Below are 15,319 nucleotides of genomic sequence, written 5' to 3' on the forward strand. Positions count from 1 at the left end.
GTTAGAATTTTAAAACAATTATCCTTAAATTATATAAATCACTTAAATCACACACAATATCATGATATAATTATTGAAGATTTATTTTAAAATTTAAGTTATCCTATTTTTATTAATATTTTTAAATAAAAATGCTATTAAAAAGTGTAGGGAGTTTAAGGGGATTATTATGTTAACAATTAAAGATATATCAACTATTATAGAAGGCTCTTTGTATGATGTTGAACCAAATGAATTAAATAAAGAAATTAACGATTTTGAAACTATTTATAGCTTTGTCAAATCTAAAAATACTGCTTACTTTTCTCCAAACAAAGAAACTTGGTGGAAAGAACTCGGGAGAAGTAAAAATGCTCCAGATGGAAATGATTTAATTGATAAATCTAACGAAAATATTGGCTTAATAATTACTGAAAAATACGTTGAAAATATGGAACATAAAATTCCTCAACTTATCGTTCATGATTCTGTTAAAGCCATTAAAAAACTTGCAACTTACATAAGAAACCAATATAAAAATCCAGTTATAGCTATTACAGGATCGATGGGGAAAAGTTCAACTAGAATGCTAACTTCTTCTTTACTGCAAGATTATAATGTTCTTGAAAATAGAGGGAATAATAATATTAGAGCCGCTATTTATGCTAATATGCTAAAATTGATTAAAAATCCTGACTTTGCCGTAATTGAAACTTCTCTTAATGCTATCAATCATAGGGAAAACACAGCATTATATCTCAAACCAGATATTGCCGTTATTACTGGAATTGGTGCTGCACATTATTCAACATTCAAAAGTATTCATGAAATCGCTGAGCTAAAAGCTCGAATTTTTGCAGGTCTCAATAAAAACGGCATAGCTATTATTAATGGCGACACAATGTTCTTAGATTATTTAAAGCAACAAGCTTTACAATTCACAGAAAATGTACAGACTTATTCAATAGATAATACTAAACCTTCTAATCTAGCACCGTCATATATAAATTATTTAAAAGGTGCTATTCAAATTGGTATTGAAAATAATCATGATATTAATGAGTATCAAATCAATACAATAAGTGATGGTATGATTTCAAATACATTAGGTGCATTACTTATCATGAAAAATTTAAATGTGCCTATTAATCCTAAACATCTTTATGATTTTAAACCATTCTCTAAAATATTAAAAATGAAAAAAGTTATAACAAAATCTCATCAGTTAACATTAATTGATGATACTCATAATGCTTCACTTCCTGCCATGATAAATGCAATAAAAGCTTTTGATAGTCAGACTCAATTCTTTAGTGGCAATAAAATTATTGCAATAGGGAAAATTAATGATTTAGGGCATAAGTCTAAAGAAATCCATCAGGAATTAATACCATATTTAACTAATTCAAATGCTGATCATATTCTTTGTTTAGATGATGATTTAAGACCTGTAGTTAATAAAATTAATAATAAAAATATTACATGGTACCCAAACAAAGAATTAATGATTAATGATTTAAAATATTTATGTAATTCAGATTCAATTACATTATTAAAATCTTCAAGTGGTGGTACTGAGTTTCCTGAAATCGCTAAAACTCTTCCACATATATTAAAAAGAATGAATTTACAAAATGAAGAAGAGTTATTTTCTTCAATAAGTAAAGCAGGAAAAAGTTATATTATTGTCGATAATGTAACTAGTAAAATCGAACACGAATATAATACAGAAAATTCTATGACAGTTGAAGGCATGGGTCCACTGCTTTATTACATGAATGCAATTGATGAAAATGCTCAAAACGAAGAATTAGAGTTACAAGAATGGGTAACTAATAACTCAACATTTTTCAAAGGAAAAAAAGTAAATGTATTTAGTTTGCTATCTTCAATGACTAAAGGGCCACATCCGTCAGAAACATATGAACTTGTAGATTATTTATTTGAAAATTTTGCAAATAGAAAGAAATATACAAATTTTGCAATTAATAAATTTAATTTAAGTAATTCTATCGCTATCAATTTAACAGGTAGATTCAGAGTTAAAGAGAGACAAAGCTTTACTGTTGGAGACTTATTCAATATTTACAAAAATTATAAATATAGTTTATTTAAATTCAACAATTACTTCTTAATAGGTTTAAAATATAAAAGTGGATTTATTCGTGGAGATAATAAAACAATCATTTTCACATCATTTGCAAATGAAAATGAAGCGAAAGAAATATTATTTCACTATACAGGAGATGTAAAATGAATAATAAAATAGATGTTTCCATAATTGTTCCTTTATATAATAGAGAAAGCACAATCGCCAGACTGTTAACTAAAATTGCTAAACAAGATTATAATTTAGATAAAATTGAAGTTATTATTTCTGATGATAAATCTACAGATAACTCTTTAAAAGTAGTTGAACAATTTAAATCATTAATACCTAATCTAATTATTTTAGAAAGTAATATGAACTCAGGTGGCGCTTCAGTTCCTCGTAATAAAGCACTGGATAACGCTAACGGAGAATGGGTATTATTTATTGATTCAGATGATTACATTACACCTTATTCTATAAGCGATGCAATGGAAATTGCAAATACAACTAATAATGATATGATATGCATGCCTTATTTCAGAGCAATAAATAGCAATAGACCTATAAGTCGATCCGCCTTTTCATACAAATATACAAAATCTGATTTAATATTTGAAAATACTAAACTTTATAATAGTTTAAATGTTATAGGTAAATTTATTAAAAGATCTATTATCGAGGATTACAATATTCGCTTTCCAAAAGATATAAAAGTACGTGAAGATAATTGGTTTTTAATGCAAGTATACAGTGTAGTTAATTATATAACCATTTTAGGCTATGAAAAAGATTATTATTTTTATGAAGCTCAAGATGATGTTGCATTGTCAAATTCATCTACGCCTCCTCGAGATGCAGTGAAAATATATTCTGCTGTGTATGATTTTATAGTGAACCAAAATAATATTTCTCAACAAAGAAAGCAAGATTTGCTTACTATATTTTTAAACCGTTATGTTGACATGATTCAACGAGGTCAATATGCTCCAATGAGATTATTTAAACATACAAAAAAAACATTAATTAAATTATTACGTAATCCATTCATTTCAGAAAAGTCTATTACATTCATTGAAAATTTATTTTTGGGAAAATATGACAAGTACCAATAGTTAAATATTTCCAAACCAAATATAATTAATAATAACAATCAAAAAGCACTAAGATGGTTTTTATAAAAAACCGTCTTAGTGCTCATTTTTGTTAATTCTTTGTAATACTATAAGTACAATCATATATTTAATAACTAAGCCATTTTAATGTATTAGTGAATGCAAATCAATATACATAAAATGCTTAGCGAATTTAACCATATATAAGATTGCAATGACTAATGCAACAATAAATCCAGCTGTTTTATATTTCTTTTTTTCTTCTTTTTCTTCTTTTTTATCACTATTCATATATTCAATTAATTCAGCTTCAATTTCTTTATCTAATTCAGATTTTTCATCATCATTATTAATATTTTTTTCGTTCTCTTTATTATCCATAACTTATACTCCTTGGTCTTTATTTAAAAACATTTTGATACTGAACATATCCTGAAAGATAGTGTTCAATGTCATCGATCCTCACTCTATAACCATGGTGTTTGATAAAGAAACTACCCAATATTCTTGAAGGATTTTTAAAATACATTGCTAATTCTGGATAAAAGAATCCAGTTCTTTGATAATTAGCTCTTACGTGGATAATATCTATCAATTTTTGTTCATCAATGAGTGAATTAACTAAATCTTCATATCCCTCTGCCTTAGCTTTTTGAACTAATTTATATGTAGCCATTAGCATTTCTAGAAATGTTGGAAAAGTTGTCTCTCTATTTTTAATATAATCTAAATGTGTACTTACATTCTTAATACCAAATTCAAAATATTTTTGTTCTGGACTGATTTGGACAAGTTCATTCGTACAATAACCTAACCAATGGTCATGATATTTCCAGTAATCTTTAGAAATAAATTGATCCACTAAACTCTTAACAGTATTCAACCATTTTTCATTATGATCTTGTTGATATAAACGCATTAAAGCCAATGCTGCTTCTCCATCATAATAAACGATCCTAAATTTTTCTTTAACTGATAAATCTGGATAGTTTAAAACATGGGTAGTATCCCAAGTATTTTCATCAATCATAGACAGAATTCCTTTAGCTACTTTTTGAGCAGCTTCTAGATAATATGGATTTTGTTGTTTTTTTAAGTATTCACAAACAGCAAAAATAAACGACGCATTTTGACCTAGTTTAATTTCATTTGCGTTTTTAGTATTATCAAATACATAAGCATTTCCATTAACTTCATAAATATGATTTTCAATAATATACTCTATAGCTTTTTCTGTTGATTCAAGAGATTCATTCATATAATTTAAACCTTCAATTAATGCATAAGTTGATGATGAATGTCGTAAAATATTATAAAATCCTATCTCTTTATCGAAATGTGGAAAATATCCATATTTAAATTTACCATTATCTTCTAACATATTTTCTAAAAAATGAGCACTACTATTTATTAATTGATCGATTTCATCGTTTAAATTATCAATCTTTCTTAGACCTTTCTTATAACCCTTTGATTCTAGCTCATATACTTGATCATCATCCAAAAAATAAGACTTTGTATAAAATTTAATAACTTCTTTAGATTCATACAATTCATGTGAATATGGTCGTTTATAATTAGTGTATTTTCTAATATAGTTATTAATATTATCTTCTGACAAATAAAACTCCTTTGTCTTTTTAGACGGTCTAACAAATGCATTGACATTAATTTCTTCAGGTAAGAATGTAACATTCCAATTTTTTTCTAATGATATTCCAAAATCGATATAATTTCGTCTCGTATTAATCATTTCTTTTTTTAAGTCTTTAAAAAGAACAGTTTCATAATTAGTAACAATATCTAGTTTAATCCAAGTTGGAAACTCGCCTGCTTGTTTCTTATATTTTTGACATATTTTAATTATTTCTCTTTCTAAATAATTAGTTCTTTTTATAATTTTCACTTGAGCTTTAACATTTGGTTTCCCCAAACTCAAAAAAACATACTCTTTAATAATTTCTTTATTTTTTATAAATTCTACTAAATCCTTAATTTTACTTTCTATATTCATATTACCCTCCGTACTTTAAACTCTTTATGCTTTTAATTATAACAATATTAGTTAATTTTATGTAATTTTGTTTTTTATTTTAAATAAAGCCAGGTCTCATTGACCTGGCTCCTTATCATACTTAATATTTGAATAATATTTAATTATTACTTGTTTTCTGCATCTTTTTTACGGCGTCTACCGAATAAGAATAATGAGCCTAAGCCAGCAAATAAAGTTCCGAATAATGTTGCATTATTTGAATTTGATTCTTCACCAGTTTCTGGTAATGCTTTATCATCTGAATGATCTTTATCATTGTCTGAGTCTGCATCTGAATCTGACTCATAATCTGCATCACCATCGGCATCACTATCTCCTTCGTATTCTATAAAACCGTCCGAGTCTGCATCACTGTCGGCATCTGAATCTGAATCAGCGTCGGAATCTGAGTCTGCATCGCTATCTGCATCGGAGTCTGAATCCGCATCACTGTCTGCATCTGAGTCTGAATCCGCATCGCTGTCGGCATCTGAATCTGAGTCTGCATCGCTATCCGCATCTGAATCTGAGTCCGCATCGCTATCTGCGTCGGAATCTGAGTCTGCATCGCTATCTGCATCGGAGTCTGAGTCTGCGTCGCTATCTGCATCGGAGTCTGAATCCGCATCACTGTCGGCATCTGAGTCTGAATCCGCATCGCTGTCGGCATCTGAATCTGAGTCTGCATCGCTGTCGGCATCTGAATCTGAGTCTGCATCACTGTCTGCATCTGAGTCTGAGTCTGCATCACTGTCTGCATCTGAGTCTGAGTCCGCATCGCTATCTGCGTCAGAATCTGAGTCTGCATCGCTGTCTGCATCGGAGTCTGAGTCCGCATCGCTATCTGCGTCAGAATCTGAGTCTGCATCGCTGTCGGCATCGGAGTCTGAATCCGCATCACTATCTGCATCTGAATCTGAGTCCGCATCACTGTCGGCATCAGAATCTGAATCTGCATCGCTATCGGCATCTGAGTCTGAGTCTGCGTCGCTATCTGCATCTGAGTCTGAATCCGCATCGCTATCTGCATCTGAGTCTGAGTCCGCATCACTGTCGGCATCTGAATCTGAATCTGCATCGCTATCGGCATCTGAGTCTGAGTCCGCATCGCTATCGGCATCAGAATCTGAGTCTGCATCGCTATCTGCATCGGAGTCTGAATCCGCATCACTGTCGGCATCTGAGTCTGAATCCGCATCACTGTCTGCATCTGAGTCTGAATCCGCATCACTATCTGCATCTGAATCTGAGTCCGCATCACTGTCTGCATCTGAGTCTGAATCCGCATCACTGTCGGCATCTGAATCTGAATCTGCATCGCTATCTGCATCTGAGTCTGAGTCCGCATCGCTATCTGCATCAGAATCTGAGTCTGCATCGCTATCTGCATCTGAGTCTGAATCCGCATCACTGTCTGCGTCAGCATCTGCATCTGCATCGCTATCTTCTTTGTAGAATCCGCTATCTAAAGTCATATCATCATGACCATCAATAGTTACTGTTACAGAACCACCATTTGAATCTTTAGCACCGTCTCCAACATTAACTTGTGTAGGTGTATAACCTTCAGGAGTTTCAAATGTCACTGTATACGTTTCTTTATCTTTTAAATTATCAAATTCATAATGACCATTTTCGTCTGTTCTTACAGATTTAGTAGAGCCATCTGGATAAGTTAATGTAACTAAGACACCTGGAATTGGTTTTTCATTTGAATCTGTGCCTTGTACGCCATCTTTATCTGTATCTTCCCATACATAGTCACCAATTTTATATGTTTTTGCTACAGTACCGTCTCCACCGCCAGAGTCACTTGTAGAATTAACTGTATTGGTATACTGAGAATATTGAGGATAGCCATAACTATCTGTTGTTGTCATACGAGCTGCTTGTTGTATTGATAAACTCTCTTCAGCACCAGGTGTAAATTTACTTACAACTTTAATAATATATGCTGAATCGATATTACCAAAGTCTATATTTGCTGAGTTAGCATTAGCATTTTTATCAATAGTAAATTGATCTGTTACATCTTCATATTGGCTATAATCATAAATTTTATTACTTTGTGGTAATTCTTGGTTGTCACCAACTTTGTAAATTTTAATGTCAGTATTATTGTCAATAATAGTACTTCCATAGCCATTATATGGTTGACCGTCGTCATCAAAGCCACCACTTCTAATCCATACACTTGAATTATTAGCATTGTATTTCTTAGGATTCACATAAATTGTTTGTTCAACTTCATCTTTATCTAAATCTAAGTTACTAAAGATAGATTGAATGTTAGATGATCCTTGTACAATTGGTCTTTGATATTCAACATCTACATTTTTAGAAACTGTTTTACCTGCAGTACCATAAGTTAAATCAAGATTTTTTTCATTTGGTACATCTTTTTTATCAATATATGAGAACGTATCAAGATTAGCAGTCACATCTTCATATTTATCAACATAATCAGTAAATGTATATGTTGATGTTTTAGTGTTTTCATCAAAAGTACCAGTAGCAATCACTTCACCTGATGGGTCTGTAATATCAACTGGAGTATAATCTTTTGTTAAATCTGAAGGTATCATACGTGGATCATATTGAATAGTCATCGTATCGCCAGATTTAACTTTATTATCAATTTTGAATTGAGATTGATATTCGACTGGTTCACCTTGGTGAGCTTCTATAACGCCATCTTCACTATTACCTTCTGTAATAGATTGATTAACAACTGTAATTAAATCATTTACATTTGTACCTTGTTCTGCAGCTAATTTTCTTACAGCAAATTTCTTCACTGGTTTAGCAGTAGATTCAGAGGCACGAGCAGTTGCATAAGCTGTTGTAGCTTCTTTTTTATTTGAATAATCTTTAGCTAATGCACTTAATAATGTATTTTCATCAAGATTATTATAGTCTACATCTAAGTCTTCAACTTGTGCTTTAGCATCTGCTTTTGAAGTGTTGTTAGTGTTAGCAATATAATTAGTTAATGCATCTTGTTTATCTTGTGTTGTTGTAGCATTTTGAACATTATTAACTACTGTATCAACATCTTTTGTTTCATTTGATTTTTGTGAATTTTGAGATTGAGTTTCTGATTGAGGTGCTTCTTCTGAAGTAGTTTCTTTTGAATCAGCTTGGTTTGATTCAGGAGTTTGTTCTGTAGTAGTCTCAGCTTTTGGCGCTTCTTTTGTTGTTTCTTCTTTAGTAGTGTTTGCTTTTGAGTCTTCTTGTGTTGTTTGTGCTTCAGTTGTTTCTGCTTTTGATGACTCTTTTGTTGTTTCTTCTTTAGTAGCATCTATTTTTGAGTCTTCTTGTGTTGTTTGTGCTTCAGTTGTTTCTGCTTTTGGTGCCTCTTTAGTTGTTTCTTCTTTAGTTGTATCTACTTTTGAGTCTTCTTGTGTTGTTTGTGCTTCAGTTGTTTCTGCTTTTGGTACCTCTTTTGTTGTTTCTTCTTTAGTTGTATCTACTTTTGAGTCTTCTTGTGTTGATGACTCTTCAGTATTATTTGTTTTCGAATCTTCTTGTGTCGTTTGTTCTTCTGTTGCATTATTGTCGTTTGTTACATCAGTTTGTTCAGGAATATCACTATTATTTTTAGTTTGTTCACTTGTTTGAACATTGCCTTTTTGTTTAACAGCATCATCTTGTGAGGACGTATCTTCACTAGCTTGTGTTGACGACTCTTCAGTATTATTTTCGGCTGCTTTAGCTTCTTGATTTCCAACACCAAATAATAGAGTAGCCCCTACTAATATTGATGCAGTCCCTACTGTAAATCTTCTGATAGAATATTTGTTCAATTTGTTAGGTAAAAAATCCATTCTTTTTTTCATATATTTCCTCCTAGTTACTTCTTAATAACTGTATGTAACAACCACTTAAAAATTAGTAGCTGTCGCTTTAAATAATAATATAAACAATCAAATTTTACAACATTTAATATCCACAAAATACTATAATAAATAATTAAATTAAATAATGTACGGATAAACTTTCTCTTTTAAAACAGAAAATTCCATACCATTTATTGTTTTTACATAAAAGTAAATATTTAAAAAGTATAAAAAAATAATCCTCTTTATCTTAAATGTTACTTTTATTTAGAAATGACATAAATATATGGGTAACCGATCTGCCTTATATTTATCTGTTCTAAATATAACATTCAAAAGGATTATCTAGATTTATATAGTTGTTATTTGAGATATTTAATTATTTTATACTCTTTAATCAATTGACAAAACACTTCACATAATTTCTTTTACCAATTAACCTCAATCGTTTGCATTTAAAATTATATAACCTTTTTAAATGTTAGTCAACGTTAAATATTAAGTTAAACTTAATATTTTTACACTTTATTAAAACATTTTTGTATTTCATTAAAAATTCAAAAACATATTCATTTTAAATATAAAATAAGTTGTATCGCAATTATTTTTATCACTCATCTTAATGATAGTGAATATAGAAAATGCTACTAATTACCTACCTATGGTAACTAGTAGCACTTTTTAAATGTGTTTCTTATTTATCTTCTTTTTTACGGCGTCTAGCGAATAAGAATAATGAGCCTAAGCCAGCAAATAAAGATCCGAATAACGTCGCATTATTTGAATTTGATTGATCACCAGTTTCTGGTAATGCTTTATCATCTGAATAATCTTTGTCAGTATCTGCGTCGGAATCGCTATCTGAATCGGAGTCACTGTCGGAATCAGAATCACTGTCGGAATCAGAATCGCTGTCGGAGTCTGAGTCCGCATCACTGTCTGCGTCGGAATCTGAGTCGCTATCTGCATCTGAATCTGAGTCTGCATCGCTGTCAGCGTCTGAATCGGAATCCGCATCGCTATCTGCGTCTGAGTCTGCATCGCTATCTGCGTCACTGTCTGCGTCTGAATCTGAGTCCGCATCACTGTCTGCATCTGAATCGGAATCTGCGTCGCTATCGGCATCGGAATCTGAGTCTGCATCGCTATCTGCATCTGAGTCTGCATCAGCATCACTGTCTGCATCAGAATCTGAATCTGCGTCGCTATCTGCATCTGAGTCTGAGTCCGCATCGCTGTCTGCATCTGAATCGGCATCTGCATCGGAATCGGAATCGGAATCGGAGTCTGAGTCTGCATCGCTGTCCGCATCTGAGTCGGAGTCCGCATCACTGTCTGCATCGGAGTCTGAGTCTGCATCGCTATCCGCATCTGAGTCTGAGTCCGCATCGCTATCTGCATCTGAATCTGAGTCCGCATCACTATCTGCATCGGAGTCTGAATCCGCATCGCTATCCGCATCTGAGTCTGAGTCCGCATCGCTATCTGCGTCGGAATCTGAATCCGCATCACTATCTGCATCTGAGTCTGAGTCCGCATCGCTATCTGCGTCTGAATCTGAGTCGTCATCATAGTAACCATTATCTATAGTCATATCATCATGATCAGTAATAGTTACATGGACATCTTCACCATCAGCGTCTTTATCGTCTTCACCAGAATTAGTAGTTGTTTGAGTAAGTCCTTCAGGTTTATCAAAATGAACAATATAATCTCCACTATCTAAATCATCAAAACGATATTTACCATTTTCATCTGTAGTTGTTGTTTTAAGTACATTACCGTCTTTATCTTTTAATGTTACAGTTACGCCTGGAATACCTTTTTCTGTATCATCTTGTTTGCCATCTTTATTTGTATCTTTCCATACATAATCACCTAAACTATATTTAGGTGTTTTATAGAAACCACTATCTAATGTCCAGTTATTAGCATCTTTAATAACGCCTGTAACAGTTAATCCATCTGAATCCACGGTATCATCGTTACCAGCGTTTGCAGTTGTTGGTGTATAACCATCTGGAGTTGTAAACTCAACTGTATATGTGTCATTTTGTAAGTTATCAAATTGATATTTACCAGCAGCATCTGTAGTAGTACGGTCAATTTCCTGACCTTTACTATCTTTAAGAATTACATATACACCTTCAATACCTTTTTCTGTATCATCTTGTTTACCATCTTTATTTGTATCTTCCCATACATAGTCGCCTAGTGAATATTTTTTGGCATCTCCAGTTGCAGTAGAAGAACCTGCTACAGCAGCATATGAATTTGACCATCCATAAGATTTTTCATTTGTTTCTAATTTATAATCAATTTTACCATTAGTGTCTGTAGAACTATCTTGAGGGTAAGCTACTTGTTGAATAATATATTGCTTATTACTACTTTTAGCTCCATTTAATAAGTCAATCGTCGCAGTTTGATTATTATTACTATAATTTATTTTAAAATTACTAGTTACATCTTTAAGGTTTGCAGTATTAGGTGCAAAACTATCAACAAACTGATTTTGATTAGTTACTTCATAAATTTTGAAATTATTTTTACTAGGATCAAACTTAAATCCAGTTAAATTAGTTGTGAATTTCTCAGTAGTAAATGTACTTTTAGGTTGGTTAATATATGCAGTCATATGACGTGCTAATGTATCATTTTCTATATAATTAGTACTAGAAATAATCGGAACATTTTTATTACCATAGTCTACAATTACATTTTTTGAATATGAGTCACTTCCTAATGTCACTTGCATAGGATAAGATGTTTTATCTGTAGTTGCACTTTCTTTTTTGGCAAAAGCAACTTTTTCAAAACTACCTTTAATATTATTATATTGATCTACATAGTTAGTAAACGTATACGTTGTCGAATTAGACGCGCTATCATAAACTCCCTTAGCAACTAATCTTCCATTTTCATCATATAAATTTTGTTCTGTAGTAGGTAAAGTCACTGAACCTGGACGGATATATTGACCGTATTTAAAGGTCATTTGATCGCCTTCATGTACATCATCATCTATTGTGTAATCAGCTTTTACTTTTAATACATCACTTGATGTTGCCCAAAATTCTTTATTGCCTGTTTGAGTATTTGTATGACCTTTATCAATAGCTATATCAATATTAGAAAAATGTACTTTATTATTTACATTCGTACCTTGTTTTGCAGCAGCTAATTTTCTTACAGCTAAACGACTTACAGTTTTTGGTGTAGAAGTTATAGAGCGTTCAGTAGCATAAGTTGTTTCTGATTCTTTCTTATTTGAATAATCTTTAGCTAATGCATTTAATAATGTATTTTTATCAATATTATTAAAGTCTAAATCTAAGTTTTCAACTTGTGCTTTAGCATCTGCTTTACTTGTGTTATTTGCATCAGCAATATAATTAGTTAAAGCATCTTGTTTATCTTGTGTTGTTGTAGCATTTTGAACATCGTTAACTACAGTGTCAACGTCTTGTGAATTATTTGTTTTTTGTGAATTTTGAGATTGAGTTTTTGTTTGAGATGTTTCTGCTGAAGTAGTTTCTTTTGAATCAGTTTGATTTGATTCTGGGGTTTGTTCTGTAGTAGTGTTTGATTGTGTGTCTTCTGTTGTTGATTCTTCTTTAGTTGTTTCTGCTTTTGGTGCCTCTTTTGTCGGTTCTTCTTTAATAGCATCTGCTTTTGTGTCTTCTGTCGTTGATTCCTCTTTAGTTGTTTCTACTTTTGGTCTTTCTGTTGTTGATTCTTCTTTAGTGTTTGCTTGTGTTGTAGATTCTTTAGCAGCATCTTCTTTTGTTACTTGTTCTTCAGAAGAATTTGCTTTTGAATCTTCTTGTGTAGATTGTTCTTCTGTTACGTTATTTTCTTTAGTTAGATCTGTTTGTTCAGGACGATCATTGTTATTTGTAGTTTGTTCGTTTGTTTGAACAACATCTTTTTGTTTCACAGCATCATCTTGTGAGGACGTATCTTCACTTGTTTGTGCTGACGACTCTTCAGTAGTATTTTCAGCTGCTTTAGCTTCTTGGTTTCCAACACCAAATACTAATGTAGCTCCTACTAATATTGATGCGGTTCCTACTGTGAATTTTCTGATAGAATATTTGTTCAATTTGTTAGGTAAAAAATCTAGTCTTTTTTTCATATTTTCCTCCTAGCTACTTTTAAAAATTATATGTAACAACCATATATTTATACATATCGTTGTCATCTCAAATATAATATAAACAATATTGTTTTGCAACGCTTATTTATTTTTGTATATAAACAAATATATTCGTTATGTTTAATTGTTCTTATTTTTATTTACTAAAATTTAAAAAACTTCAAATTTTAGTAAACTTAATTTACAAAATAATTGCAAAAAAATTATCCTCTCAATTGTTCAATGTCTAGTTAGAGTTAGTGATTACAAGTTCAATCGTTTCTCTCTAAAAAATTGGACACAAAATTTAACAATTAAAAGGATTATCGTTATATGTATACTATATGCTTAATTACAATTGTACTTTTAATATTTAATTGTAGCGTTTCATTAGATATTGCAAGCCAAGAAATGACTTCCAATGATTTAACAACATTATTGTATAATCTTTTTAAAAGAATATAAATCATAAAAATGCCATAAAATTAAATAACTTAATTCTAAAAATGTATAGAATTTAAAAACAAATTACTTTTTAAACATAATAAAACTCAAACAATAATGATAGAGTTCTGAATAATTTAAACCCTTATCAAATATTTGTTTGAGTTAAGTTAGTAATTTATATAATTGTTTATTTCAAATGATCATATGGGCTATTATTAGCAAATGAAACAATTTGGTCGACAAATAATCTTGCACGTAATTGAAATTCATCATCTTCTAAGTATAAGGTACCATCATCCAATTTAGCATAATCACTGTCGTGTGTAGCAATTTGTGTTGGAACTGCTATTCCTAATAAGCTTCTAACGATAATCCGTAATTGTGAAAGTGGCTCCGAGCTTACTATACCTCCACTATTACCAATTAGACCAACAGGTTTCATTTTAAAATAATCCATGTTTAAATGATCTAATGCATTTTTTAAAATACCTGAAAATGAGCCATGATAATTAGGTGTTCCTAGTATAAAGAAATCTGATTCCATAGCTTTGCTTTGTAACATATCTACATTTTGTTTAATTTCATCAGTTGCTTGTGTTGTACCTGCAAAGTCCAATTGATGGATTGGATTTTTAGCTAAATCAAAAATTTCCAATTCGACATCATGTTCTTCAAATTGTCCTTGTAAATATTGGGCTAAGGCACTTGTATGAGACCCCAATTGTGCACTTCCTATTATTGCTATTCCTTTCATTCTCTTGTTAACTCCTTTTTAGCTAAATTATTGATTGTCATTAATCAGTTTCATAATTGCTTTTCCTACACCACTATTTTCGTTAGTGTCAGTTGTATACTTTGCGATAGCTTTTACTTCTGGTGCTGCATTGTCCATAGCAACAGGATATCCCACACGTTCTAACATAGAAACGTCGTTTAAGTTATCGCCAATTGCCATTACGTTTTCCATTTTGACTCCTAATCGTTCAGCAATTGTTTCTAATGCAATGCCTTTTTGTGCATCTGAATGAGTAATTTCTAAATTTCCTCTTGAAGAAGAAGAAATAGCAAGGTTTGGTGATGCCGCAAGTTCTTGTCCAATACGGTCCATCTTTTCTAAATCTGGATTAAAAGCTAATACTTTCATGATTAATTCACCTGGAATATCCTCTATATCATCATAACTTTCGACGACTTTTAAAGTTCCATTATCAATACGTTTTTGAATTCCTGCTTTTATCTTTTCAACATCTGCTTGTTGACCAGCACGTTCAGCAATATCTATATATATATCTAAGTCTTTTTGAGGATTTTCAGTATAAATACCTCTATTAGTGTAAATTTGGTAGTATATACCTTCATCTTTTAATTTTGAAGTCACTTTATTAACTAATTCATGATTGAGATGAGAGGTACTCATAATATTAAATGTTTCATCGCGAACTTCCGCCCCGTTCAAACAAATATACGGCACTTTCAAGTCTGTATCAGCTACTGGTGTATTTGCTTCATAAAAAGCTCTACCAGTTGCGATGACTACAGTAATACCTTGTTCTTGAGCATATCGAATTGCTTGTTGATTCTCTGGAGAAATTTCATGTGATGCATTTAATAACGTACCATCCATATCTGTTGCTATTAACTTAATCATTCGTTAACCTCGTTCCATTCTATTATTTA

The 15,319-nt window shown here is 31.4% G+C and carries 8 protein-coding genes; 2 read left to right on the forward strand and 6 right to left on the reverse strand.

All coding sequences use genetic code 11. The features are described from left to right. The first annotated feature begins 169 nt into the window (after positions 1–169). Both NSQ15_RS10885 and NSQ15_RS10890 read left to right on the forward strand, forming a co-directional pair. Complete coding sequence (locus tag NSQ15_RS10885) at positions 170–2,236, forward strand: Mur ligase family protein (protein ID WP_217193752.1); 2,067 nt, start codon at positions 170–172, stop codon at positions 2,234–2,236. Further along, positions 2,233–3,183, forward strand: coding sequence for a glycosyltransferase family 2 protein (locus NSQ15_RS10890; protein WP_070452693.1), 951 nt, complete (start codon positions 2,233–2,235; stop codon positions 3,181–3,183). The genes NSQ15_RS10885 and NSQ15_RS10890 overlap by 4 nt, the downstream gene beginning before the upstream one ends. 144 nt (positions 3,184–3,327) lie before the next feature. On the opposite strand, the gene NSQ15_RS10895 is transcribed toward NSQ15_RS10890, so the two are convergent. The 6 genes from NSQ15_RS10895 to NSQ15_RS10920 form a co-directional block, all read right to left on the reverse strand. Beyond that, positions 3,328–3,564: a hypothetical protein gene (locus NSQ15_RS10895; RefSeq protein WP_029056365.1), complete on the reverse strand. Its 237-nt coding sequence runs from the start codon at positions 3,562–3,564 to the stop codon at positions 3,328–3,330. Between the two features lie 19 nt (positions 3,565–3,583). After that, the gene (locus NSQ15_RS10900; RefSeq protein WP_340747159.1) at positions 3,584–5,197 is read right to left on the reverse strand and encodes a poly(glycerol-phosphate) alpha-glucosyltransferase; all 1,614 of its coding nucleotides are present in this window, start codon (positions 5,195–5,197) and stop codon (positions 3,584–3,586) included. Positions 5,198–5,343: 146 nt separating this feature from the next. Next, entirely contained in the window at positions 5,344–9,057 is a 3,714-nt protein-coding gene (locus NSQ15_RS10905; RefSeq protein ID WP_340747160.1) for a fibrinogen-binding adhesin SdrG C-terminal domain-containing protein, read from the reverse strand. A 694-nt stretch (positions 9,058–9,751) separates the two neighbouring features. Continuing rightward, positions 9,752–13,195, reverse strand: coding sequence for an SdrD B-like domain-containing protein (locus NSQ15_RS10910; RefSeq protein ID WP_340747161.1), 3,444 nt, complete (start codon positions 13,193–13,195; stop codon positions 9,752–9,754). Between the two features lie 634 nt (positions 13,196–13,829). Further along, positions 13,830–14,396, reverse strand: a complete 567-nt coding sequence (locus NSQ15_RS10915; RefSeq protein ID WP_029056362.1) for an NADPH-dependent FMN reductase — start codon at positions 14,394–14,396, stop codon at positions 13,830–13,832. Between the two features lie 27 nt (positions 14,397–14,423). Further along, entirely contained in the window at positions 14,424–15,290 is an 867-nt protein-coding gene (locus NSQ15_RS10920; RefSeq protein ID WP_017637557.1) for a Cof-type HAD-IIB family hydrolase, read from the reverse strand. Between the last annotated feature and the right edge of the window lie 29 nt (positions 15,291–15,319).

It is taken from the genome of Staphylococcus sp. FSL W8-0774 (assembly GCF_038006785.1).
GTDB classification, from domain to species: domain Bacteria; phylum Bacillota; class Bacilli; order Staphylococcales; family Staphylococcaceae; genus Staphylococcus; species Staphylococcus pasteuri.

Bases quoted from the DNA above. Each gene is read 5' to 3' on its own strand.
- NSQ15_RS10905 (WP_340747160.1), bottom strand. From the start codon at position 9,057: ATGAAAAAAAGAATGGATTTTTTACCTAACAAATTGAACAAATATTCT.
- NSQ15_RS10885 (WP_217193752.1), top strand. From the start codon at position 170: ATGTTAACAATTAAAGATATATCAACTATTATAGAAGGCTCTTTGTAT.
- NSQ15_RS10900 (WP_340747159.1), bottom strand. From the start codon at position 5,197: ATGAATATAGAAAGTAAAATTAAGGATTTAGTAGAATTTATAAAAAAT.
- NSQ15_RS10920 (WP_017637557.1), bottom strand. From the start codon at position 15,290: ATGATTAAGTTAATAGCAACAGATATGGATGGTACGTTATTAAATGCA.
- NSQ15_RS10890 (WP_070452693.1), top strand. From the start codon at position 2,233: ATGAATAATAAAATAGATGTTTCCATAATTGTTCCTTTATATAATAGA.
- NSQ15_RS10915 (WP_029056362.1), bottom strand. From the start codon at position 14,396: ATGAAAGGAATAGCAATAATAGGAAGTGCACAATTGGGGTCTCATACA.
- NSQ15_RS10895 (WP_029056365.1), bottom strand. From the start codon at position 3,564: ATGGATAATAAAGAGAACGAAAAAAATATTAATAATGATGATGAAAAA.
- NSQ15_RS10910 (WP_340747161.1), bottom strand. From the start codon at position 13,195: ATGAAAAAAAGACTAGATTTTTTACCTAACAAATTGAACAAATATTCT.